The following is a 24,651-nucleotide window of genomic DNA, read 5'->3' as shown; positions in this document are numbered from 1 at the left end:
ACTTATCCTTAATAACGAATTTTTGGATCGATGATGGCGTATAAAATATCCACAATCGCATTAAATAAAATGGTTAATGCCCCCACTAAAATGGTGAGGCTCAAAACTAAAGAGTAATCGCGGTTCAATGCGCCGTTTACAAATAATAACCCCATGCCAGGTAAACCAAATACGCTTTCGATGACCATTGAGCCAGTAATAATCCCTACGAAAGCAGGTCCTAAATAGGTTATCACGGGTAAAAGTGCGGGACGCAAAGCATGTTTTAAAATGATTCTCGACATGGAAAGTCCTTTAGCTTTGGCGGTTCGAATAAAGTTGGAATGTAACACTTCAATCATCGAACCACGCATGATACGCGCAATCCCTGCAACATAAGCGATAGTTAAGGAGGCTACAGGTAAGATCATGTACATGGCGGTACCGCCGTTCCAACCGCCAGCTGGCAGCCATCCTAGATAAATGGCGAAAATTAGCACTAAAACAGGTGCAAATACGAAGCTTGGCATAATGACCCCAAGCATCGAGAAACTCATCAAAATATAATCCCAACGGCTATTTTGATTGAGAGCGGCGAGCGTACCTGCTGTTACTCCTAGCACGACTGCAAAGGCGAAGGCCACCATTCCCAATTTTATGGAAACAGGGAAAGCTGACGCGATTAAATCATTGACTGATTGGTCTTTATATTTAAAAGAGGGACCAAAATCTCCTTTGGAAAGATTTTCTAAATAAAGGAAATATTGTTTATATAATGGTTCATTTAAATGATACTTCGCTTCGATATTAGCCATGACTTCTGGCGGATAAGCGCGTTCAGAAGTGAAGGGGCTGCCAGGGGCAAGACGCATCAAAAAGAAAGAAAAAGTAATCAAAATAAACAGCGTCGGTAAGGCTTCCAACAGCCGTTTAAAAATAAACTTGAGCATAACAACTCCAACCAAAATGGGCGAAAAGTGCGGTCAAAAAATACGACGATTTTTAACCGCACTTAAATACGAGCAACGAATTAATGTTTAATAATATAAAGATTGCGTAAGTAAATATGATCTTGTGGATCTTTGCCTGAATAACCTTTTACGTAAGGTTTCACTAAGCGTGGATTCACATAGTTAAAGATTGGTACGATACCGTAATCTTTTCCAAGAATTTCTTCGGCTTTCGCATAAGCTTTTGCACGACCTTCTGCATCAGTTGCTGCGTAAGATTCTGCCATCGCTTTATCATATTCTGGATTCGCATATTTCGCGGTATTGTTACTAGAATTAGATAAGAAATAGTTGCCGAATGTTGTTGCTTGGTTGTAATCCGCATGCCATCCAGCACGCGCCACATCGTAACGACCTGCACGACGGCTATCAATGTAAGTTTTCCACTCTTGGTTTTCTAATTTCACATCAATCAAACCTTTGGTGTTAGCTTTCCACATAGAAGCTGCAGCAATAGCCACTTTTTTGTGGTTTTCATTGGTATTATAAAGAATGCTGAATTTCAACGGATTCGCTTTACTGTAACCAGCTTCTTCTAAGAGTTTAATGGCTTCTTCATTACGTTGTGCCATCGGTTCTTTTGAATAAGCAGGTTGTTGAATGAGATGACCTTCTTCGATGTAAGTTGGGGTAAACACATAGGTTGGTGTTTGACCTTGGCCCAATACTTTATCGGTGATCACATTACGATCAAGGGATAAGTTCAAGGCTTTACGAATATTCACGTTATCAAAAGGTGCTTTCTTATTGTTTAATTCATAAGAATAAGTTCCTAGGGTACGAGTAACGTATACTTCGCCTAGCAATTCTTTTTTTAATTTAGCGAATTGTTCTGGCGGTAAACCATAACTGGTCATGTCTAAATCGCCCGCACGATAACGTGCTACATCGGTACTTGGGTTTTCAATGGCGAGGAATGTCGCACTATTGATTACGGTTTCTTTATCGTTCCAATAAAGTGGGTTACGTTCAAATTCGATTTTTTCGTTAATGATGTGGTTAGCCAGCTTATACGCACCGTTACCCACGTAGTTTTCTTTTTTCACCCATGCATCACCCAATTTTTCGACTACTTTTTGTGGTAATGGCAATAAGGATTGGTGAGTCGTTAAACTGACTGCATAAGGCACAGGATTGGTTGCATGAACCACAAAGGTGTAATCATCTTTTGCTTCCACGCCTAATTCAGCCGGTTTTTTCTTACCGTCAATAATGTCTTGCGCATTTTCAACTTGTAAATAACTTAAGTAACTCGCATAAGGTGCAGCAGTTGCAGGATCCACTAAACGACGCCACGCAAACACGAAATCGTGTGCAGTAACAGGATCTCCGTTTGACCATTTAGCATCTTTACGTAAATGGAATGTCCAGGTTTTGAAGTCAGGTGTATTTTCCCAGCTTTCAGCCGCACCCGGTTGAAGTTTACCTTCAGAGTCTGAGGTGACTAAGCCTTCAAGTAATTGATAAGCAACGTTAGATTCTGGCACACCTTCGGTTTTGTGTGGGTCAAAACTTTGCGGTTCAGCCCCGTTATTGATGACGATATGTTGTTTTTCATCTAATTGTGTTCCTTCAGGCACTATAACTGCTTGCACAGAATAGGAAAGAGCAAGAGCGATTGCAGAGAAGAGTAGTTTGTGTTGCATTTGAACCTCCTTGTTATTAGGCGATATTTTTATAAAAAGTCTTCTACTTATTAGCTCAAAAATTCATTTTTGTAAAGATTTGTCAGGAAATTATTTGAAGAAAAATTGAGTTTTGTGAGTTGTGTCTAATAAATCGCTAAAAAAATTGCTAAAAGTAATGATATGAGAGGGGGGAATCTAGGATGTATTGATTTTTCCTATTGTAAATATTTTCCTACATAAATTACCCTTTTAATGCTAATTGTGCTATCGTAACCTGATTAGATTTAAACAAGTCCATTCAAGGAGAATACAATGACAACACAGTTAGATTCACTGCGTAATATGACCGTCGTCGTAGCTGATACTGGCGATATTGATGCAATCAAAAAATACCAACCACAAGATGCAACAACAAACCCATCATTAATTCTAAGCGCATCTGCACTTCCACAATATGCGCCATTAATTGATGAAGCGGTAGCTTATGCAAAAGCTCAAAGCAATGATAAAGCACAGCAACTTATTGATGCAGAAGATAAATTAGCGGTAAACATCGGCTTAGAAATTTTAAAAATTGTTCCAGGACGTATTTCTACTGAAGTGGATGCTCGCCTTTCTTACGATACCCAAGCAACGGTTGAAAAAGCGCGTAAATTAATCGTACTTTATAATGCAGCAGGCATCTCAAATGATCGTATTTTGATTAAAATCGCTTCGACATGGCAAGGTATCCGAGCTGCAGAAATCCTTGAAAAAGAAGGCATTAACTGTAACTTAACCTTATTATTCTCCGAAGCGCAAGCTCGTGCTTGTGCAGAAGCTGGCGTTTACTTAATTTCTCCATTTGTAGGTCGTATTTTAGACTGGTACAAAGCAAACTCCGACAAAAAAGAATATGCGCCAGCAGAAGATCCAGGCGTTATTTCGGTCACCAAAATCTACAATTACTACAAAGAATATGGCTACAACACAGTTGTGATGGGCGCAAGTTTCCGTAATGTAGGCGAAATTACTGAACTTGCAGGTTGCGATCGTTTAACCATTGCACCAGCATTACTGAAAGAATTACAAGAAAATTCAACCGCACTTGTACGCAAACTAGAATATAAAGGCGAAGTAAAAGCGAAACCACAACCATTAACAGAAGCTGAGTTCTACTGGCAACATAACAGCGATGCTATGGCTGTTGAAAAATTAGCAGAGGGTATTCGTAAATTTGCTATTGACCAAGAAAAATTGGAAACCATGCTTTCAGCAAAACTTTAATCTATAATTCAATATAAAAAATAACCGCACTTCAATCTGCTCTTGAATTAGTTAAAGAAAATATTTAACTAATTTGAGTGCAGATTTTTTTATTTATTAAGATATAAAAGTGCGGTAAAAATTTAGTTTGTTTTTTGTTTAATTGAACAAACCTTGCAAAATATCAAAGTTTGTTGAAATAATTTTTGCTTTTCTTTGCAATGAAAGGGGAGGAGAGTAAAATAGCACCAATTATAGAAGTATTTGTAGTCGTAAACTTGTTAAAAGTATTAAATTTTCATCAACTTTTTCAATGTCAATAGTTGGAGTTTGATTATGGCATCAGAAAATCAAAAACTATCTTCTGTTGCGCTCACACCTGTTGAAGCAACGGATTATGCAGAAAATACAGCAACTTATAAAGCAAATAAACGTCCATTTTTATCGTTTATGTCCGGTATTAGTGCCGGTGCTTGTATTGCCTTGGCCTTTGTATTTTACACGACAACACAAACTGCTAGTGCAGGCGCACCTTGGGGATTAACCAAGTTAGTGGGTGGGTTAGTATTCTCCTTGGGCGTAATTATGGTGGTGATTTTAGGATCTGAATTATTCACTTCTTCTACTTTAACTTTAGTCGCCAGAGTGGGCGGTAGAATCACCACGACACAAATGATTCGAAATTGGATCGTAGTATATTTGGGCAACTTCGTTGGTAGTTTATTTATTGCGGCTGTTATTTGGTTTAGTGGACAAACAATGGCAGCAAATGGCCAATGGGGTTTAACAATTCTTGCAACCGCCCAACATAAAATTCATCACACTTGGTTTGAAGCTTTTAACCTAGGTATTTTATGTAACATTATGGTGTGTGTGGCGGTTTGGATGTCTTATTCTGGTAAGACTGTTACAGACAAAGCATTTATTATGATTATGCCGATTGGTTTGTTTGTTGCATCAGGATTTGAACACTGTGTGGCTAATATGTTTATGATTCCGATGGGAATTATTACCGCACATTTTAGTACACCTGAATTTTGGCAACAAATCGGCGTTGATCCGATGAAATACGCAGATTTAGATTTGTACCATTTCATCGTGAAGAATTTAATCCCTGTAACGTTGGGAAATATTGTCGGCGGGGCAATTTGTATTGGTGTATTCCAACGTTATTTAACCAAAACGCATTAAAGACTTACTTATTTATTAATTAACAAAGGAAATGACTATGTCAGAACTTAATGAAATGCAAAAATTGGCGTGGGCTGGTTTTGCTGGTGGCGATTGGCAAGAAAATGTCAATGTACGTGACTTTATCCAAAAAAACTATACCCCTTATGAAGGCGATGACTCTTTCTTAGCAGGTCCAACCGAAGCAACAACAAAGCTTTGGGAATCTGTAATGGAAGGAATTAAAATTGAAAACCGTACTCACGCGCCATTAGATTTTGATGAACATACACCATCTACCATTATCTCTCACGCACCCGGTTACATTAACAAAGATTTAGAAAAAATCGTTGGTCTTCAAACTGATGAACCTTTAAAACGTGCCATTATGCCATTCGGTGGTATCAAAATGGTGGAAGGTTCTTGTAAAGTTTATGGTCGTGAACTTGATCCAAAAGTGAAAAAAATCTTCACTGAATACCGTAAAACACATAACCAAGGTGTATTCGATGTTTATACGCCAGATATTTTACGTTGCCGTAAATCTGGGGTATTAACTGGTCTTCCAGATGCTTATGGTCGTGGTCGTATCATCGGTGACTACCGTCGTGTAGCACTTTATGGTGTAGATTTCTTAATGAAAGATAAATACGCACAATTCTCTTCTTTACAAAAAGATTTAGAAGATGGCGTAAATCTTGAAGCAACAATTCGTTTACGTGAAGAAATCGCAGAACAACACCGTGCATTAGGTCAATTAAAACAAATGGCAGCAAGCTATGGTTATGATATTTCTAACCCAGCAACTAATGCTCAAGAAGCCATTCAATGGATGTACTTTGCTTATCTTGCTGCAATAAAATCACAAAATGGTGCTGCAATGTCATTCGGTCGTACTGCAACCTTTATTGACGTGTACATCGAACGTGATTTAAAAGCAGGGAAAATTACTGAAACTGAAGCGCAAGAATTAGTTGACCACTTAGTTATGAAACTTCGTATGGTTCGTTTCTTACGTACACCTGAATACGATCAATTATTCTCTGGTGACCCAATGTGGGCAACTGAAACCATCGCAGGTATGGGTTTAGATGGTCGTACATTAGTAACCAAAAATACATTCCGTATTTTACACACTCTTTACAACATGGGTACTTCTCCAGAACCAAACTTAACCATTCTTTGGTCTGAACAATTACCTGAAAACTTCAAACGTTTCTGTGCAAAAGTATCGATTGATACCTCATCAGTTCAATACGAAAACGATGATTTAATGCGTCCAGACTTCAACAATGATGACTACGCAATCGCATGTTGTGTATCACCAATGATTGTGGGTAAACAAATGCAATTCTTCGGTGCACGTGCAAACTTAGCGAAAACATTGTTATACGCAATCAACGGCGGTATTGATGAAAAATTAGGTATGCAAGTAGGTCCGAAAACTGCACCAATTACTGATGAAGTATTAGATTTTGATACAGTAATGACTCGTATGGACAGCTTTATGGATTGGTTGGCAAAACAATATGTGACGGCCTTAAACGTAATCCACTATATGCACGATAAATATTCATACGAAGCCGCATTAATGGCATTACATGATCGTGATGTATACCGTACCATGGCTTGTGGTATCGCAGGTCTTTCTGTTGCGGCTGACTCACTTTCAGCAATCAAATATGCAAAAGTTAAACCAGTTCGTGGCGACATCAAAGATAAAGATGGCAATGTTGTTGCAACTAACGTAGCAATCGACTTTGAAATTGAAGGTGAATATCCACAATATGGTAATAACGATAACCGTGTTGATGACATCGCTTGTGACTTAGTTGAACGTTTCATGAAGAAAATTCAAAAACTTAAAACTTACCGCAATGCAGTGCCTACACAATCTGTATTAACCATTACTTCTAACGTAGTTTATGGTAAGAAAACGGGCAACACCCCAGATGGCCGTCGTGCTGGTGCACCATTCGGACCAGGTGCGAACCCAATGCACGGTCGTGACCAAAAAGGTGCGGTAGCATCATTAACTTCTGTAGCTAAACTTCCATTTGCTTATGCGAAAGATGGTATTTCTTATACCTTCTCAATCGTACCAAATGCGTTAGGTAAAGATGCCGAAGCACAACGTCGCAACCTTGCTGGCTTAATGGATGGTTACTTCCACCACGAAGCAACGGTTGAAGGTGGCCAACACTTAAATGTGAACGTGTTAAACCGTGAAATGTTGTTAGATGCAATGGAAAATCCGGATAAATATCCACAATTGACTATCCGTGTATCTGGTTACGCAGTACGTTTTAACTCTTTAACTAAAGAGCAACAACAAGACGTAATTACTAGAACTTTCACAGAGTCAATGTAAAAACATTTTTATTTTTGACCGCACTTTAGCGGGAATATAATATGTATGAGCCTGATTTAAATCAGGCTCATTTTTTATAGACTAAATATTTGGTAAAATTTAGCTATATCTAATTTTAGGAAATTTATGTATGTCAGTTCTTGGACGAATTCACTCTTTTGAATCCTGTGGCACTGTAGATGGGCCAGGTATTCGTTTTATTTTATTTATGCAAGGCTGCTTGATGCGCTGCAAATATTGCCACAATCGTGATACTTGGGATCTTGAAGGTGGTAAAGAAATCAGTGTCGAAGATTTAATGAAAGAAGTCGTGACTTATCGCCATTTTATGAATGCTACTGGCGGTGGTGTCACAGCATCTGGTGGCGAGGCTGTGTTACAAGCAGAGTTTGTACGCGATTGGTTCCGTGCTTGTAAAGAGGAAGGGATTAATACTTGCTTAGATACAAATGGTTTTGTACGTCATTATGATCATATTATTGATGAATTATTAGATGTAACAGATCTTGTTTTACTCGATTTAAAAGAACTTAATGATCAAGTTCATCAAAATCTTATTGGGGTGCCAAATAAACGTACCCTTGAATTTGCAAAATATTTGCAAAAACGTAATCAACATACCTGGATTCGTTATGTTGTGGTTCCTGGTTATACTGATAGCGATCACGATGTGCATTTATTAGGTCAGTTTATTGAAGGTATGACCAATATTGAAAAAGTTGAACTTCTTCCTTATCATCGATTAGGTGCACATAAATGGAAAACCCTTGGGTTAGATTATGAGCTTGAAGATGTATTACCGCCAACCAAAGAATCGTTAGAGCATATTAAAATAATCCTAGAAGGTTATGGACACACTGTAAAATTCTAGAATAAATGCTAGCTAACATAAGGAGTAAATAATGAAAAAAATTATTTTAACATTATCACTTGGGTTGCTTACCGCCTGTTCTGCTCAAACTCAAAAGGCTGAACAAAATGATGTGAAGCTGACAGTGCCGACTGATGTGCGAAGCGGATATGTACGTTTAGTGAAGAATGCAAATTATTACATCGATAGTGAATCTATTTGGGTGGATAACCAAGAGCCACAAATTGTGCATTTTGATGCAGTGGTGAATTTAGATAAGGGATTGTATGTTTATCCTGAGCCTAAACGTTATGCACGTTCTGTTCGTCAGTATAAGATTTTAAATTGTGCAAATTATCATTTAACTCAAGTGCGAACTGATTTCTATGATGAGTTTTGGGGACAGGGTTTACGTGCTGCACCTAAAAAGCAAAAGAAACATACGTTAAGTTTAACACCTGATACAACGCTTTATAATGCTGCTCAGATTATTTGTGCTAATTATGGCAAAGTATTTTCAGTTGATAAAAAATCTGCACCTTAATTAGTTTAAATTTTATTCAACTTTTAGGGTGCAGAGAGTATTTGATTTTTCTGCAGTTATTGTTATTTAACTGCTGGCACTTTTAAGTCTGGTTCGTTTGGTTTTTCAATTGGTGCAAAAGTTTTATCTTTATTCGCATCAATAATTTTTTGAGTATCATTTGCTAATTCGGTTAAACCCATTTTTTCATAAGCCTCCTGCATTAGAAATAATCCTTCATAAGTTGCTTTAGTATCAGGATATTGTTTTAACATTCCTACCACACGATTTGCAACTGCTACCCAAGCTTTACGTTTTGTATAGAATTTTGCAATATCTAATTCGTGACGAGCTAGTGCATCTTTAATATAAGCCATACGAGCTAAAGCATCTTGTGAGTAAGGGCTATTAGGGAATGCACGAACTAAGTTTTGGAAATTAGAAAAAGCGGTACGCATAGAGGTTGTTTCACGTGTTGCACGGTCAATTCCAAAAAAATCTTGGATAACATTATCGCCTGTTGCTGCATTAGTTAAGCCAGCCATATATACCGCATAGGCTTGATTTGGGCTTTGTGGAAATTGATGTAAAAAGCTATCTACCGTCAATAATACTTGCGTATAATCTTGTGCTTTATAGTTTGCATAAATTAAATCTAACATTGCTTGTTCTTGATAAATGCTACCTGGAAAACGTTCAGTCGTTGCTTTTAAATAGCGAATGGCTTCAGAATAGCTACCTTCTTGTAATGATGTTGTACCTTTTGTGTATAATTCATTTACCGATGCTTGTTCAACATCTTTTGAACCACTTGAACATCCAACAACCAATGCTGCCACGGCAAGCAATGCCAAAGATTTTATTTTACGCATTGTTTTTTCCTTAATTTTTACGAAAACCAATAAATAAGATACAATTGTCCGCTATTGTATAGAACATTAATCAATAAGCCAACTTTTAAAATTTTTGAGAGCTATTTATGCCACAAATTACCCTTTCGGCTGAAGTGCAGCCAGAACAAATCGGACAGCGTTTAGACCAAACACTTGCAGAGTTGTTCCCTGAATATTCTCGCTCCCGATTAAAAACGTGGATTGAAGCCGATCTTGTAAACCTTAATGATCGCATTGCCAATATTCCGCGTGAGAAAGTGCTCGGAGGAGAGAGAATAGAGATTATTGTTGAAGTGGAAGATGATACACGTTTTGAACCAGAAAATATTCCATTGAATATCGTGTATGAAGATGACGATATTATTGTGATTAACAAACCCAAAGATCTTGTCGTACACCCTGGTGCTGGCAATCCCAATGGAACTGTGCTCAATGCACTACTCTATCATTATCCGCCGATTGCGGAAGTACCTAGAGCAGGAATTGTGCATCGATTAGATAAAGATACGACAGGCCTAATGGTTGTTGCGAAAACTATTCCAGCACAAACTAAGTTAGTACGAGACTTACAAAAACGCAAAATTACGCGTGAATATGAAGCGGTCGCTTCAGGCATTATGACTAAAGGCGGCACAGTAGATCAACCTATGGCTCGTCATGCAACCAAACGTACTTTAATGGCGGTTCATCCAATGGGAAAACCAGCTGTGACCCATTATCGTATTATGGAGAATTACCGTAACTACACCCGTTTACGTTTACGTTTGGAAACGGGTCGTACACATCAAATCCGTGTTCATATGGCACATATTGCCCATCCATTACTAGGCGATCAAACCTATGGCGGACGCCCTCGTCCACCCAAGAATGCAAGTGAAGACTTTATGGAAGTATTGCGTAATTTCAAACGCCAAGCTTTACATGCAGTTATGTTACGTTTATCCCATCCAATTACAGGGGAGATGATGGAATGGTATGCGCCACTGCCTGATGATTTCGTTGAATTGCTTAATGCACTCAAAGCTGACTACCTCGAACATCAAGATGAGTTAGATTATTAATATGCAAGTGATTAACCCAAATTGGAGCGTTCCAAAGAATATTCATGCCTTTACCACTACTCGTGAAGGGGGCGTGAGCTTAGAGCCTTATTTTAGTTTCAACTTAGGCGATCATGTGGGTGATAACAAAAGTGCGGTAAAAACTAACCGCACTTTATTAGTTGAAAAATTTTGCTTGCCACAAACACCTATATTTTTAACGCAAACACACAGTACTCGAGTGCTTCAATTACCTTATTCAGGACAAAATCTCGAAGCGGATGCAGTTTATACAAATGTTCCCAATCAAGTTTGCGTTGTTATGACTGCAGACTGTTTGCCTGTTTTATTTTCTACAACATCTGGAAATGAAGTGGCTGCTGCACATGCTGGCTGGCGTGGTTTATGTGATGGCGTATTGGAAAAAACTGTCAGATGCTTTCAGACCAAACCTGAAGATATTATCGCGTGGTTTGGCCCTGCAATTGGCCCAACAGCATTTCAAGTTGGAATTGATGTTGTAAAACAATTTGTTGCGGTAGATGAAAAAGCCAAACTCGCCTTTCAACCTGATGTAATAGAAGATGGTAAATACCTAGGTAATCTTTATCAAATCGCAACTCAGCGATTAAATAATCTCGGCATTACGCAAATTTATGGTGGAAATCACTGTACATTTAACGAAAAAGAAAAGTTCTTTTCTTATCGCAGGGATAATCAAACGGGACGAATGGCAAGTGTCATTTGGTTTGAATAAATAGTTTAAAAGCGCATAAAATGCGCTTTTAGTATCTTTGTTTTATATTCTTTTTTCGATAATACCACCGCCCAAACAAACTTCACCAAGGTAAAATACGGCAGATTGTCCTGGTGTTACTGCTGATTGAGGTTCATCGAAAATCACTCGAATAGTTTCATCATCAATCGGTTCAATCACACAAGAAATATCTTGTTGGCGATAGCGTGTTTTTACCGTGCAACGTAATAACTCTCGAATTGGTTGGCGATCAACCCAATGTAATTGGCTGGCAATCAAACCTTTTGAAAATAAACGAGGATGATCATGACCTTGCGCAACAATAAGTTCATTATTTTCTACATCCTTATCTACTACATACCAAGCTTCATCTCCTGCATTTTTTAAACCACCGATACCTAATCCTTTACGCTGTCCCAACGTGTGATACATCAAACCATCATGACGACCAATAATTTCGTCATCTACAGTGCGAATATTACCTGGTTGAGCCGGCAAGTAACGGGCTAAGAAATCCTTAAATTTACGCTCTCCAATAAAACAAATACCGGTAGAGTCTTTTTTCTTCGCTGTAATTAAACCAAGATCTTCAGCAATAGAGCGAACAATGGGCTTCTCAATTTCACCAACAGGGAATAAACTTTGTCCTACTTGTTTATGGCTTAAGGTATAAAGAAAATAACTTTGATCTTTATTAGCATCTAAACCACGTAATAATTTTGCATTTTCATCATCACCAGCTCTACGTACATAATGCCCTGTTGCAATGTAATGGGCACCAAGATCTTCAGCTGCATATTCTAAAAATGCTTTAAATTTAATTTCTTTATTACACAAAATATCTGGGTTCGGCGTGCGCCCTGCTTTATATTCAGTTAGAAAATGCTCAAAGACATTATCCCAATATTCTGCAGCAAAATTAATTTTATGTAGTTTGATACCCAATTTATCACATACTGCTTGAGCATCTGCAAGATCAGCTGCAGCAGTACAGTAATCCGTATCATCATCTTCTTCCCAGTTTTTCATAAACAGGCCTTCCACCTGATAGCCTTGCTGTTGAAGAATAAAAGCTGACACAGAAGAATCCACTCCGCCAGACATACCACAAATGACTTTTTTTGTTGCATTTCTCGCAAGCTGTTCTTGCGTCAGTTGAGGAAAGTGTTGATTATAAGTATTTGAAATTAACATAGTTCTCCCGTAACTTCGGTTAAGGCGAAGCACATTGGTTAGTCGTTAAGATGGTTGATTATCGTTGATAAAAAACCTTGCCAGTTTGTTCTATATTTTCAACCAATTGAGCGTGAGTCAAATTCTGATAAATTGATAAATCAAATAAATAGGGTAAATCGGAATCATCAAGTTCAAGCCAAATTTTTCCTAAAATATCTTGGGTTAAATGTTTACCTTTCAGTGTTAAATCAATATCAGAGCCCTCTCTAAAAGTGTTTTGAGTACGAGAGCCATAAATAATCGCAAGCTCAACCTCTGGGTAGTGAGCTAAAATATTTTTTATAATTATCTGCTGTTTATCACTTAATCCAAATTGCTGCATATCATACTCACTTTTTGCTCAAAACTAGTAAATGCAGGTAAATATAGATGAATAATTTTATCAAATTCTTCATTAATCATTTGCTGATCATAAGTATGGACTGTTAGATTACGGCTTTTGATCATTTCTAACCAAATTTCTCCCTGATTAATTAGTCCACGGTTAAAAGCTAAACGAGTTACTGATTTTGAACCATAAAGCTCAGATTCTCCTTCTTCTCGAAGAATATCTTGCATCAATTTCCACGACAATTCGTGAGTGATTTCAAAACTTTGAATAATACCTTTTTTAATCACATCAATATTGGTATTTCCATATTGAGTAACTTCATTTTTTAAATGAAAAAGAGAGCGTTGATAATTTTGAAAACGTTGTAGCCAACGATTATTTGATCGCATAGTTCATCCTCAAGAGGGCGTTAATAACGCCCTATCATCAAAAGAGCGGTCAGTTTTGAGCAAGTTATTTCACTTCATAAAATTGCGAATCATCATCTTTTTTCGCGAATTTTTGCTCATATTCAGCTTTCGCTTGTTCATCGCCTGCATCTAATTTTGATTGAAGCGTGTCACACGGTTTATCACAATCGCAAGCTTTGGCAATACCAAGGGTAGATAAACCACCGCAGCTGCCTTTTAAACTTTGTTTTTTGATAATAAATCCGATAGACATCAACAATATAATTGCGACGAAAGCGATTAAAGTAAAAAATAAAGTTTGCATAACTATTCTTTTGTTTCTGTTAATTTTTTGAACGCAGAGGATGATTTTGTGACAAAACCATTATCTGTTTTAATGATTAAGTAGACGGCAAGATTATTTTTCTCTGCCACTTCTAAGGCCTTGTCTTCACCTAGCACAAATAACCCTGTTGATAGACCATCTGCAGTCATTGAAGTTGGTGCAAGTACCGTAATTGAGGCTAAATGATGTTGAATTGGGTAACCAGTTTTCGGATCAATTTCGTGCGCAAAGCGTTTACCATTTTCTTCAAAGTAAATACGGTAATCGCCAGAACTTGCCATTCCCATATTGTCTAATCCAATAACAGCTTCAACCGCTCTTTCGCCTGTTGTAATTGGTTTTTCAATTGCGATCTGCCAAGGTTTGCCTTCAATATTTTTTCCTTTCGCGCGAATTTCACCGCCGATTTCAACCATGTAATTCTGAGCATTTAATTGTTCTAACTTTTCAGCGACCTGATCAACGCCAAAGCCTTTAGCAATCGATGATAAATCAACATAAACTTGAGGAAGAGCTTTACTTAATGTAGCTTTTTCTTTGTTAGTATCTAGGGTAATTTTATCAATGCCAACCCAAGCTTGACGTTCAGCTAATTGTTCTGGTGTAGGTTGTTTTTCTGGGCGTTTTTCAGGACCAAATCCCCATAAATTCACAACTGGGCCAACAGTTACATCTAATGCGCCTTCAGTTACTTTATTTAAACGAATTGCTTCAGCTAATACTTTGGCAAAATCTGCTGAAATATCAATCGGTGTATTCACTTGGGTATTTTGATTGAAACGACTCAGTTCCGAATCTTTTTTATAAGTGGACATTTTAGCGTTCACATCTTTTAAGATTGCTTCAATTTCTTCATGCGTCTTTTCAGATGTTGCTTTTATTGAACCATCATCAAGGTATTTAACATGATAAGTTGTCCCCATTGTTTTACCGCTTAAAGAGATAACTTTTGTTTCTTTTTGACAAGCTGCAAGACTTAATGCCATTGCTACAGCCATAATACCGCTTATTAATTTTTTCATCTGGATTTCCTAAATTTGTGAATTACTGGCAAACTCAACAAAACTTACCTGTAATCATAGAAAATTTCTAAAAACATCTTAAATTTTGACCGCACTTATCACAAGTGCGGTCAGTTTTTATGATGAATTGATTAACTAAAATCAGCCACCAAAGTCATCTAATAAAATGTTTTCATCTTCAACACCAAGATCTTTCAACATTTTAATTACAGCTGCATTCATCACTGGAGGCCCACACATATAGTATTCACAGTCTTCTGGTGCTTCATGATTTTTCAAGTAGTTTTCATAAAGTACATTGTGAATAAAGCCTGTGTAGCCAGTCCAATTATCTTCAGGTAGCGCATCTGATAATGCAACATGCCATACGAAATTATCATTTTCAGCTTGTAATTGGTCAAAATCTTCTTGATAGAAGATTTCACGTTTAGAACGTGCGCCATACCAGAACGACATTTTACGTTTAGAATGTAAACGTTTTAATTGGTCGAAGATATGCGAACGCATTGGAGCCATACCTGCACCACCACCGATAAATACCATTTCTGCATCGGTTTCTTTCGCAAAGAATTCCCCAAATGGACCTGAAATAGTGACTTTATCTCCTGCTTTTAACGACCAAATGTAAGAAGACATTTGACCAGGAGGCGCATCAGGTTGGCGCGGAGGAGGTGTTGCAATACGTACGTTAAGCATAATGATGCCTTTCTCTTCTGGGTATGAAGCCATTGAGTAAGCTCGAATAATATGCTCGTCCACTTTAGAGACATAACGCCATAAATCGTATTTATCCCAGTCTTCGTGGTATTCTTCAGGAATATCGAAATCTTTATAGTTTACCACATGTGGATCAGCTTCGATTTGGATATAGCCACCTGCGCGGAAAGGTACTTCCTCGCCTTCAGGAATAGCTAATTTAAGCTCTTTAATAAAGGTTGCTTTGTTATCATTAGAAATAACGGTACATTCCCATTTTTTCACGCCGAAGATTTCTTCTGGAAGTTCAACGTCCATATTACCTTTTACATTAACTTGGCAAGCTAAACGATAACCTTCTTTTGCTTCACGTTTGTTAATGTGAGAAAGTTCTGTGGGAAGAATTTCTCCACCACCATTTTTCACTTTAACAATACATTGACCACAAGAGCCACCACCGCCACAAGCAGAAGATACGAAAATACCTTTACTTGCTAAAGCACCTAATAATTTACCACCTGCAGGTAATGTGATCGCTTTTTCAGGATCGTCATTGATACCGATAGTGATATCGCCAGAATCGACTAATTTTGATTTCGCAAATAAGATGATCGCCACTAACACTAATACAATAACCGTGAATGCGGCAATACCGAGTGCAAGAATTACTGAATCGCTCATTGATTACACTCCTTATAATTGAATACCAGAGAAAGACATAAAGCCTAGTGCCATTAAACCAACAGAGATAAAGGTAATACCTAAACCTTTTAATCCGGCAGGAATATCAGCGTATTTCATTTTTTCCGTTAAGCCAGCAAGCGCAACAATCGCTAACATCCAACCTAAACCTGAGCCGAAACCGTACACGATAGATTCAGGGAAATTGTAATCACGTTGAACCATGAAAGATACGCCACCAAAGATTGCACAGTTTACTGCGATTAAAGGTAAGAAAATCCCTAATGCGTTATAAAGTGACGGCATAAATTTATCTAATACCATTTCGAGTATTTGTACTAAACCTGCAATAACCCCAATGAAAGTGATAAAGTTTAAGAATGATAAATCTACACCTTCAATTAAAGCATTTTCTTTTAGTACATTTGTGTAAATTAATTGGTTTACTGGCACTGCAATACCAAGAACGAAAGTTACCGCAATTCCAAGACCAAACGCAGTTGATACTTTTTTAGATACTGCTAAGAAAGTACACATCCCCAAGAAGAAAGAAAGTGCCATATTTTCAATGAAGACTGCCTTAACAAATAGGCTAATATAATGTTCCATTGATTACTTCTCCTGTTGCTCTGGTTTCCAAGTTCTTAATCCCCAGATAACAAATCCGATGATAAAGAATGCACTTGGTGCAAGTAGGAATAAACCATTTGCTTGATACCAACCACCATTTTGAATAGTTTCAAAAATAGTCATACCAAATAATTTACCTGAACCGATAAGTTCACGGAAAAATGCTACGATAATTAACATTGAACCATAACCTAAGCCATTACCGATACCATCTACAAAACTTTCAACGGGAGGGGATTTCATCGCAAATGCTTCGGCACGTCCCATTACGATACAGTTAGTAATAATCAAACCAACGAATACCGAAAGCTGTTTAGATAAACCATAAGCATAGGCTTTTAGAATTTGATCCACTACGATAACAAGCGAAGCGATGATTGCGAGCTGTACAATAATACGAATGCTGTTAGGGATATAATTGCGGATTAGGGAAACAAATAAATTTGATAATCCAGTTACTAAGGTAACTGCAATTGCCATAACAAAAGCAGTTTCTAATTTTGTTGTTACAGCTAATGCAGAACAAATCCCTAAGATTTGCAATGCAATAGGGTTGTTTTTAGCAATTGGCGCTAACAACAGATCTTTATAACTTGTTTTTCCAGACATTAGTTTGCTCCTGAATGAAGTTTTTCAAGATATGGACCAAAGCCATCTTTGCTGAACCAATAATTAAAGGTACCTTGAACACCATTACCTGTTAAAGTTGCACCAGATAAACCATCAATACTATGTTCATCTTGTGGAGCTTGACCTTTCACAATATGAATGGCAGGTTGATGTTGCTCATCAAATAATTTTTTACCTTTAAATAGACTTGCCCAGTTTGGATTTTCAATTTCTCCGCCCAATCCTGGTGTTTCGCCGTGTTGATAGTAAGTAATTCCATTAATAGTATTACCATCTGGTTGAACAGATACTAAGCCATACATCACTGACCACAAGCCAGTTCCATAAATTGGTAAAATAACTTGTTGGGTTTGACCCTGTTCATCTTTTACAAGATAAACTTCAGTTGTTTTGCTACGAGAACGAATACGTGCTTTATCCGCATCAGCAGGAATTGCTTGTTGGCTATCATCTGCTTGTTGTGTGTATTCGCCTGTTGCTAAATTAACGAAACGCGGTTCAATAAATTTTGCATAAGTTTCTTTTACATTCGTATTTGCTTGTAAAAGACCAGCTACATTTAAAATATTTTTTTGTTTATCGAGCAATTTTTGTTCTTCTTGTGCAGGTTTTAACATTACTGCGGAACCAGCAACAATAATGGAACAAACTAAACTCAGTAGTAGCACAACAAGGATTGTGCCGCCTACGCTGTCTTTATTAAACTTAGCCATTTGTTCTCGCTCTCCGACGTTTGATATTTGCTTGAACAACGATGTAGTCGAAAATCGGTGCAAATAAATTTGCAAATAAAATCGCTAACATCATTCCTTCTGGATAGGCTGGGTTTATAGTACGAATTAATACAGCCATTACACCAATTAATGCACCGTACCACCATTTACCAGTATTAGTAAAAGATGCTGAAACAGGATCGGTCGCCATAAATACCATACCCAATGCAAATCCACCTAAAACAAAGTGCCAATGCCAAGGCATTGAGAACATAGGGTTAGTCTCTGAGCCAATTAGGTTAAACAAGGTTGAAGTTGCAATCATACCAATCATCACACCAGCAATAATGCGCCAAGCTGCAATGCGAGTGAATACAATAACAGCACCGCCAATTAAAATTGCAAGGGTAGAAACTTCCCCCATTGAACCAGGTAAGTTGCCAACAAAAGCATCCATCCAAGTAATTGGAGCACCTGTTACGGTATGTTGCAATGCACCTTGACCACCTTGTGACCACTGTGAAAGTGCGGTTGCACCAGAAAAACCATCTGCGGCAGTCCAAACCGTATCGCCTGAAATTTGAGCTGGATATGCGAAGAATAAGAAAGCTCGACCCGCAAGTGCAGGGTTCATAAAGTTACGACCAACACCACCAAAAATTTCTTTTGCAACAACGATACCAAAAGTAATACCTAATGCGGCTTGCCATAGTGGCAATGTTGGTGGAACGATCAATGCAAATAAAATGGTTGATACAAACATACCTTCATTTACTTCGTGACCACGAACCACAGAGAATAATAATTCCCAAATAGTACAAACGGTAAATACCACTAAGTAAATTGGTAAAAAGAAAATTGCTCCAAGTGCCATTTTAGAGCCCCAAGTTGCATTGGCAGTTAAATCTAAACCTAATGAATTAGCAAGAGCATAGTGCCAATCGTTAGCAATTAGTTGATCTAAATTGCCTAATTGATTTAAAGCGGGGATCGCTTGGTTACCCACATTGTACATCCCGTAGAAAATAGCAGGGAACAAAGCAAGGAAAACCGTAATCATCATACGTTTTGAATCTAACGCATCACGAACGTGAGTGTTTTTGTGCGTTACCGTACCTGGTGTATAAAGCAAGGTATAAATCGATTCAAAGATCGGATAAAGCTTGCTGTATTTACCACCGGGTAAAAACGCGGGTTCCATTTTTTCAAAAAGATTTTTCAAACCCATTTTTAACCTTCCTTCTCAATCTTATCTAATACTTGACGCAAGATTGAACCGTATTCATATTTGCCTGGGCAAACGAAAGAGCATAACGCCAAGTCTTCTTCGTCTAATTCCAGACAACCTAATGCTTGCGCACCATCAGTATCGCCCACGATTAAATCACGTAATAACAATGTCGGTAAAATATCCAACGGCATTACGCGCTCATAGCTACCGATTGGCACCATTGCACGTTCGCCACCATTTTCTGAAGTAGTAAAATTAAATAATTTTTTACTAAAGTGGCCTAATACGGTACGAGTCACAGAATATTTACTGGCTTGTGGCATAATCCAACCAAAAAATTCTTTTTCATTACCTTCAGTGATTACTGATACTTGCAAAGCATAGCGACCTAAATAATCATGTGAATCTTTTGCTATTTGACCACAAAGCACCGAGCCAGAAATTACACGATTTTTACCCGCACTTAATTCATTTTGGGTTAATTGAGAAAGATTAGCACCGATTATTGTACGTACTAAACGAGGTTCTTTCACTTGAGGACCTGCAAGAGAAATCACACGTTCTGCATAAAGTTCACCTGTCGTAAATAATTTACCTACGGCGATCACATCTTGATAATTGATATGCCATACAGTTTTTTGAATACCAACAGGATCAATAAAGTGAATATGCGTACCTGCAAGACCAGCTGGATGGACACCAGTAAAATCATGAATCTGTAAATTTTCAAGATCAGCAGTGGGAATATTAGAATCGCTCGCTTTACATAAGTGTAATGGTTTTGAAGGGAATAAACGACTTAATACGGTTAAACCGTTAGTGAAGTCTTGTGAATATTCTTTTAATACGACAGCGGGATCGGCTGCTAATGGATTGGTATCCATCGCGTTTACAAAAATAGAAGATGGTTCACTTTCAATCGATGGAACTTTACTAAATGGACGAGTACGTAATGCTGTCCATAAGCCAGATTCTACCAAGTTTTGTTTCACTTGTTCAGAAGAGAGTGTATTCAATTGTTCTGTGCTATATTTTGCAAAAGTGATTTTTTCATTACCTTCTACATTAATAACAACAGATTGTAATACACGTTTTTCGCCACGATTGATTGCAGTGATGGTACCGCTTGCAGGGGCTGTAAAAATTACACCAGGATTTTTTTTGTCTTCAAAAAGTACTTGACCTTTTTTCACAACATCGCCTTCGCGCACCTTCATTGAAGGACGCATCCCCACATACTCCTCACCTAGAATCGCAACTTGATTCACAGCGTTGCCGCTATGGATTACTTGTGCTGGTTTTCCCACGATTGGGAGATCCAAGCCTTTTTTAATTGTAATCATACTATTTGCACTACTTTTCAAGGTTAAAAATACAATTGCTAATATAGTAAAAATACCCTAGAAGCAATCTCACGTTTGAGTGTGACAAACCGCTAAAAAACATTAATGTCACAAAATAAAAAACTCAAATGGATTGATTTCACAGTTAATAATTTTACCGAGAAATCGAATTTGGACTAAATTAAACGCCTTATTCTAGCGAAAATCTCTGTTTTTCGCTACTCAAACAGAGGATTTTTTGTTAGAACTTTTTGCGATATATCAAAAATGTTACATTTTTATAACAAAATTAACGACCAACACCTGCACATTTTGTTGAGAGCGGTACAGTTTCATTTTGTGCTTTCCATTCTTCTGGAGTGAATAAATGTAATGCTAAAGCGTGAATACTATGATTTAATTCTTCGTTCAATAATTGATAAATACGTTGATGACGTTGTACTTTTCGAATATTTTTAAAGACCGTGCTGACAATAACACATTTAAAATGTGATTCAGAACCTCGATTAGAGTGATGTAAATGGCTTTCATTTTCTATTGCTAAAAAGTGCGGTTGAAATTCTTTTTGAATTTTTTGCTCAATAATTTGTTGAATTAACATTATAAGTTCTCCACAAAAACTACAATGAAACGCTATACATTAATAAGGAAGTTTGTAAGAATAGCACAATTCTAATTGATTTATGGGGAAATTATGGCATTAGTAAACAAAATTAAAACATTATCATCAGTATGTATTCTAGCGGCTACATTATTTCTTGCAGGCTGCCAAGCACAATCAAATATATTAGCATTTACACCGCCTGCGCCAAGTGCTTCAATGAATGTTAATCGAACGGCCGTTGTATCTGTTACAACAAAAGATAGCCGAGCAATACAAGAGATTGCGAGTTATACGAAACACGGGGAACTGATTAAATTAAATGCATCCCCAAGTGTTACACAATTATTTCAGCAAGTGATGCAGCAAAATTTAATTAGTAAAGGCTTTAGAATTGGGCAATTAAATGGTTCAAATGCGTGGGTAACTGTGGATTTGCGTGAATTTGGTACGCAAGTAGAACAAGGTAATCTTCGTTATAAACTCAATACCAAAATTCAAGCGACAGTTTATGTACAAGGTGCGAAAGGTTCGTATAATAAATCATTTAATGTCACGCGCTCACAAGAGGGCGTATTTAATGCGGACAATGATGAAATTCATAAAGTGCTATCTCAAACTTTTAATGATATTGTGAACAATATTTATCAAGATCAAGAAGTTGCGGTTGCGATTAACCAATATTCTAATTAATCGCATATCTACAGTGAGGAAGATTAAAACAATCTTCCTCTTTTTCTATCACGCTATTTTATTCTACATACTAGGCTAGGCTTCACATAAAATCATTTCAAACTAATCATCTGTTCAAAAGAATAAAAAATATTCATAAAACCAATTAAATCAATTTATAGCATTCTTCATAAAAATTAGGCAAAATACGGAAAATTTTTGAGTTCAAAAAAGGATCAAACTATGACTAAACATTATGATTATATTGCTATTGGCGGTGGCAGTGGCGGTATTGCGTCTCTAAATCGTGCTGCAAGCTATGGAAAAAAATGTGCAATCATTGAAGCAAAATATCTTGGCGGCGCTTGTGTAAATGTCGGTTGCGTACCTAAAAAAGTGATGTTTTATGGCGCACATATTGCAGAAGCAATCAACAATTATGCGCCAGATTATGGTTTTGATGTTGAAGTGAAAAAATTTGATTTTTCAAAACTAATTGAAAACCGACAAGCCTATATTGGTCGTATTCATACATCTTATAATAATGTATTAGCGAAAAATAATATTGATGTAATTAATGGTTTCGGAAAATTTGTTGATTCGCATACCGTCGAAGTAACACTTGCTGATGGTACAACAGAACAAGTAACCGCAGATCATATTTTAATCGCAACTGGTGGGCGTCCATATCGTCCAAATATTAAAGGACAAGAATACGGTATTGATTCAGATGGTTTCTTTGCATTAACCGAATTACCAAAACGTGCTGCTGTTATCGGTGCAGGCTATATTGCTGTTGAACTTTCTGGCGTATTAAACAGCTTAGGCGTGGAAACACATTTATTAGTGCGTCGCCATGCACCAATGCGTAATCAAGATCCATTAATCGTAGAAACATTAGTGGAAGTGCTTGAGCAAGATGGAATTCAATTACATACCAATTCTACCCCATCTGAAATTGTTAAAAATGCAGATGGTTCACTTACAGTAAAATGTGATGGTCAATCTGATGTTACCGTAGATTGCATTATTTGGGCTGCGGGGCGTGTTCCAGCGACAGATAAAATTGGCTTAGAAAATGCAGGCGTAGAAACGAACGAACGCGGCTATGTCAAAGTAGATAAATATCAAAATACTAATGTGAAAGGCATTTATGCGGTAGGCGATATTATTGAAAACGGCATTGAATTAACACCAGTTGCAGTTGCAGCAGGTCGTCGCCTTTCAGAACGTTTATTTAATAATAAATCGACTGAATATTTAGATTACAGTTTAGTTCCAACCGTTGTATTCAGTCATCCACCAATTGGCACAGTAGGTTTAACTGAACCGCAAGCGATTGAGCAGTATGGCGCAGAAAATGTTAAGATATATAAATCCTCTTTCACAGCAATGTACACTGCGGTAACTCAACATCGCCAACCGTGCAAAATGAAATTAGTTTGTGTGGGTAAAGATGAAAAAATTGTAGGTCTGCACGGTATTGGTTTCGGTGTAGATGAAATGATTCAAGGATTTGCAGTAGCAATCAAAATGGGCGCAACAAAAGCTGATTTTGACAATACGGTGGCAATTCATCCAACAGGTTCAGAAGAATTTGTAACAATGCGTTAATTGTTCAAATGAAAGAAGAAAAAGGCAGTAAGGTTATACTGCCTTTAAAGAAGTGAGAAATATCTATTTTCAGGATTTGTTTCTGTCATTTATGGAAATAAATCCTGTTTATTTTTTATATGCCAAGATTTCGCCCATGCGAACAGGTTCATTTACGCTTAAATGATCAGCCAAACGCACTTGATTGGCTTGGAATAAATTAATTACTGTTGAACCAAGTTGGAACCAACCCATTTCTTGACCTTTCAATAATTTGACCGCACTTTCGCCTTCATAAGTCCAAGTTTTCACTTCCCAAGTTTTCACTTCATTGTGGCGTGGTGGATTAATTACGCCTGCCCAAGTTGTGCCAATACTTGCAGTGATGGTTGCACCCACTAAAATTTGTACCATTGTGCCAAATTCAGTATCAAATACACAAATCACACGTTCATTACGTGCAAATAAATTTGGTACATGTTGGGCTAAAAATGGATTCACAGAGAATAAATCACCCGGCACATAAATCATTTTGCGTAGCGTAGCATCGCACGGCATATGCACTCGGTGATAATCACGAGGAGAAAGATAAGTAGTAGCAAATTCCCCATTTTTAAAGGTTTCCACTAATTCTTTATCTTCTGCCAGTAAGTCTTCTAGGCTGAAAAAATGCCCCTTAGCTTGCAATAAAAGATTATCGTCAATATGACCGCACTCACTAATGCGACCGTCTGCTGGTAAACAAAGTGCGGTTGGATTTTGATTAATTGGACGCGCGTTTTCTTTTAACGGACGAATAAAAAATTCATTAAAACTTGCGTAATCAGAAAATTGTTCTTTTTGCGCAATGCTCATATCAATGTTGTATTTTTTCGCAAAAGCTTTAATTACAAAATGTGTTGTTTTGCCCCATTTTTGTTTAGCAAACCAGCCAGCAATTTGAGTTAAATAAATTTGCGGCATGACATATTGAAATGCCACTTTTAAGCGTTGCCAATAAGAATTTGAAGTCATCATTATCTTTCCTTGTTAAAAAAAGAGGCGTGATTATAGCAATTTTTATCAAAGTGC

At 37.4% G+C, this 24,651-nt stretch carries 25 protein-coding genes; 9 read left to right on the top strand and 16 right to left on the bottom strand.

Annotated elements, in window-relative coordinates:
• Positions 1-8: 8 nt before the first annotated feature.
• Positions 9-929, bottom strand: a complete 921-nt coding sequence (gene oppB / locus ACPT8O_RS08185; protein ID WP_005690699.1) for an oligopeptide ABC transporter permease OppB — start codon at positions 927-929, stop codon at positions 9-11.
• A gap of 80 nt (positions 930-1,009) precedes the next feature.
• Positions 1,010-2,635 carry an ABC transporter substrate-binding protein gene (locus ACPT8O_RS08180; protein ID WP_011272394.1) on the bottom strand — a complete coding sequence of 542 codons (1,626 nt, stop codon included), beginning with the start codon at positions 2,633-2,635 and terminating at the stop codon, positions 1,010-1,012.
• A gap of 294 nt (positions 2,636-2,929) precedes the next feature.
• On the opposite strand from ACPT8O_RS08180, the gene tal reads away from it, so the two are divergent.
• From tal to ACPT8O_RS08155, 5 genes are all read left to right on the top strand, one after another.
• On the top strand, positions 2,930-3,883 hold the full coding sequence (gene tal / locus ACPT8O_RS08175; RefSeq protein WP_038440031.1) for a transaldolase: 954 nt from the start codon (positions 2,930-2,932) through the stop codon (positions 3,881-3,883).
• Between the two features lie 315 nt (positions 3,884-4,198).
• Positions 4,199-5,053, top strand: coding sequence for a formate transporter FocA (gene focA / locus ACPT8O_RS08170; RefSeq protein ID WP_005653817.1), 855 nt, complete (start codon positions 4,199-4,201; stop codon positions 5,051-5,053).
• A 37-nt stretch (positions 5,054-5,090) separates the two neighbouring features.
• Complete coding sequence (gene pflB, locus ACPT8O_RS08165; protein ID WP_005653814.1) at positions 5,091-7,403, top strand: formate C-acetyltransferase; 2,313 nt, start codon at positions 5,091-5,093, stop codon at positions 7,401-7,403.
• A 130-nt stretch (positions 7,404-7,533) separates the two neighbouring features.
• Positions 7,534-8,274: a pyruvate formate lyase 1-activating protein gene (gene pflA / locus ACPT8O_RS08160; RefSeq protein WP_021034925.1), complete on the top strand. Its 741-nt coding sequence runs from the start codon at positions 7,534-7,536 to the stop codon at positions 8,272-8,274.
• Positions 8,275-8,305: 31 nt separating this feature from the next.
• Positions 8,306-8,797, top strand: coding sequence for a surface-adhesin protein E (locus ACPT8O_RS08155; RefSeq protein WP_021034926.1), 492 nt, complete (start codon positions 8,306-8,308; stop codon positions 8,795-8,797).
• A gap of 62 nt (positions 8,798-8,859) precedes the next feature.
• On the opposite strand, the gene ACPT8O_RS08150 is transcribed toward ACPT8O_RS08155, so the two are convergent.
• Entirely contained in the window at positions 8,860-9,648 is a 789-nt protein-coding gene (locus tag ACPT8O_RS08150; protein ID WP_021034927.1) for an outer membrane protein assembly factor BamD, read from the bottom strand.
• Between the two features lie 107 nt (positions 9,649-9,755).
• On the opposite strand from ACPT8O_RS08150, the gene rluD reads away from it, so the two are divergent.
• Positions 9,756-10,730: a 23S rRNA pseudouridine(1911/1915/1917) synthase RluD gene (gene rluD / locus ACPT8O_RS08145; protein WP_021034928.1), complete on the top strand. Its 975-nt coding sequence runs from the start codon at positions 9,756-9,758 to the stop codon at positions 10,728-10,730.
• Position 10,731: 1 nt separating this feature from the next.
• Positions 10,732-11,466, top strand: coding sequence for a peptidoglycan editing factor PgeF (gene pgeF / locus ACPT8O_RS08140; protein ID WP_021034929.1), 735 nt, complete (start codon positions 10,732-10,734; stop codon positions 11,464-11,466).
• Between the two features lie 42 nt (positions 11,467-11,508).
• Here the strand turns inward: pgeF and mnmA are convergent, their stop codons facing one another.
• The 12 genes from mnmA to ACPT8O_RS08080 all read right to left on the bottom strand — a co-directional run bounded on the left by mnmA (position 11,509) and on the right by ACPT8O_RS08080 (position 21,315).
• Positions 11,509-12,660 (bottom strand): tRNA 2-thiouridine(34) synthase MnmA, encoded by a 1,152-nt coding sequence (gene mnmA, locus ACPT8O_RS08135; RefSeq protein WP_021034930.1) that lies wholly within the window; start codon positions 12,658-12,660, stop codon positions 11,509-11,511.
• A 58-nt stretch (positions 12,661-12,718) separates the two neighbouring features.
• Complete coding sequence (locus ACPT8O_RS08130; protein ID WP_021034931.1) at positions 12,719-13,024, bottom strand: nucleotidyltransferase domain-containing protein; 306 nt, start codon at positions 13,022-13,024, stop codon at positions 12,719-12,721.
• Complete coding sequence (locus tag ACPT8O_RS08125) at positions 13,006-13,422, bottom strand: nucleotidyltransferase substrate binding protein (protein ID WP_021034932.1); 417 nt, start codon at positions 13,420-13,422, stop codon at positions 13,006-13,008. The genes ACPT8O_RS08130 and ACPT8O_RS08125 overlap by 19 nt, the downstream gene beginning before the upstream one ends.
• 64 nt (positions 13,423-13,486) lie before the next feature.
• A complete protein-coding gene (nqrM, locus tag ACPT8O_RS08120; RefSeq protein WP_005629187.1) occupies positions 13,487-13,747 on the bottom strand; it encodes a (Na+)-NQR maturation NqrM in 261 nt (86 codons plus the stop codon).
• Between the two features lie 2 nt (positions 13,748-13,749).
• Positions 13,750-14,790 carry an FAD:protein FMN transferase gene (locus tag ACPT8O_RS08115; protein WP_021034933.1) on the bottom strand — a complete coding sequence of 347 codons (1,041 nt, stop codon included), beginning with the start codon at positions 14,788-14,790 and terminating at the stop codon, positions 13,750-13,752.
• 141 nt (positions 14,791-14,931) lie between these two features.
• Positions 14,932-16,167, bottom strand: a complete 1,236-nt coding sequence (nqrF, locus tag ACPT8O_RS08110; protein ID WP_021034934.1) for an NADH:ubiquinone reductase (Na(+)-transporting) subunit F — start codon at positions 16,165-16,167, stop codon at positions 14,932-14,934.
• 12 nt (positions 16,168-16,179) lie between these two features.
• Positions 16,180-16,776, bottom strand: a complete 597-nt coding sequence (gene nqrE / locus ACPT8O_RS08105; protein ID WP_041175297.1) for an NADH:ubiquinone reductase (Na(+)-transporting) subunit E — start codon at positions 16,774-16,776, stop codon at positions 16,180-16,182.
• Positions 16,777-16,779: 3 nt separating this feature from the next.
• Positions 16,780-17,406 carry an NADH:ubiquinone reductase (Na(+)-transporting) subunit D gene (gene nqrD, locus ACPT8O_RS08100; protein WP_005648665.1) on the bottom strand — a complete coding sequence of 209 codons (627 nt, stop codon included), beginning with the start codon at positions 17,404-17,406 and terminating at the stop codon, positions 16,780-16,782.
• Positions 17,406-18,140, bottom strand: a complete 735-nt coding sequence (locus tag ACPT8O_RS08095) for a Na(+)-translocating NADH-quinone reductase subunit C (protein WP_021034936.1) — start codon at positions 18,138-18,140, stop codon at positions 17,406-17,408. Before ACPT8O_RS08095 ends, nqrD begins: the two co-directional genes overlap by 1 nt.
• On the bottom strand, positions 18,133-19,368 hold the full coding sequence (locus ACPT8O_RS08090) for an NADH:ubiquinone reductase (Na(+)-transporting) subunit B (protein ID WP_021034937.1): 1,236 nt from the start codon (positions 19,366-19,368) through the stop codon (positions 18,133-18,135). The genes ACPT8O_RS08095 and ACPT8O_RS08090 overlap by 8 nt, the downstream gene beginning before the upstream one ends.
• Before the next feature lie 2 nt (positions 19,369-19,370).
• A complete protein-coding gene (locus tag ACPT8O_RS08085; protein WP_021034938.1) occupies positions 19,371-20,714 on the bottom strand; it encodes a Na(+)-translocating NADH-quinone reductase subunit A in 1,344 nt (447 codons plus the stop codon).
• A 289-nt stretch (positions 20,715-21,003) separates the two neighbouring features.
• Positions 21,004-21,315 (bottom strand): BolA family protein, encoded by a 312-nt coding sequence (locus tag ACPT8O_RS08080; RefSeq protein WP_021034939.1) that lies wholly within the window; start codon positions 21,313-21,315, stop codon positions 21,004-21,006.
• A gap of 93 nt (positions 21,316-21,408) precedes the next feature.
• Here ACPT8O_RS08080 and ACPT8O_RS08075 point away from each other — a divergent pair, with 93 nt between their 5' ends.
• Together ACPT8O_RS08075 and gorA are read left to right on the top strand one after the other, a co-directional pair.
• Entirely contained in the window at positions 21,409-22,008 is a 600-nt protein-coding gene (locus ACPT8O_RS08075; protein WP_041175298.1) for a YajG family lipoprotein, read from the top strand.
• A 222-nt stretch (positions 22,009-22,230) separates the two neighbouring features.
• A complete protein-coding gene (gene gorA, locus ACPT8O_RS08070; RefSeq protein WP_021034941.1) occupies positions 22,231-23,601 on the top strand; it encodes a glutathione-disulfide reductase in 1,371 nt (456 codons plus the stop codon).
• A gap of 108 nt (positions 23,602-23,709) precedes the next feature.
• On the opposite strand, the gene asd is transcribed toward gorA, so the two are convergent.
• On the bottom strand, positions 23,710-24,594 hold the full coding sequence (asd, locus tag ACPT8O_RS08065; RefSeq protein WP_021034942.1) for an archaetidylserine decarboxylase: 885 nt from the start codon (positions 24,592-24,594) through the stop codon (positions 23,710-23,712).
• Positions 24,595-24,651 lie beyond the last annotated feature (57 nt).

This window comes from Haemophilus sp. HN_Hi08 (genome assembly GCF_049824455.1).
Lineage (GTDB): Bacteria > Pseudomonadota > Gammaproteobacteria > Enterobacterales > Pasteurellaceae > Haemophilus > Haemophilus influenzae_D.
Note: the sequence above shows the minus strand (reverse complement) of the source record. Positions and strands in the feature narration are given on the sequence as shown.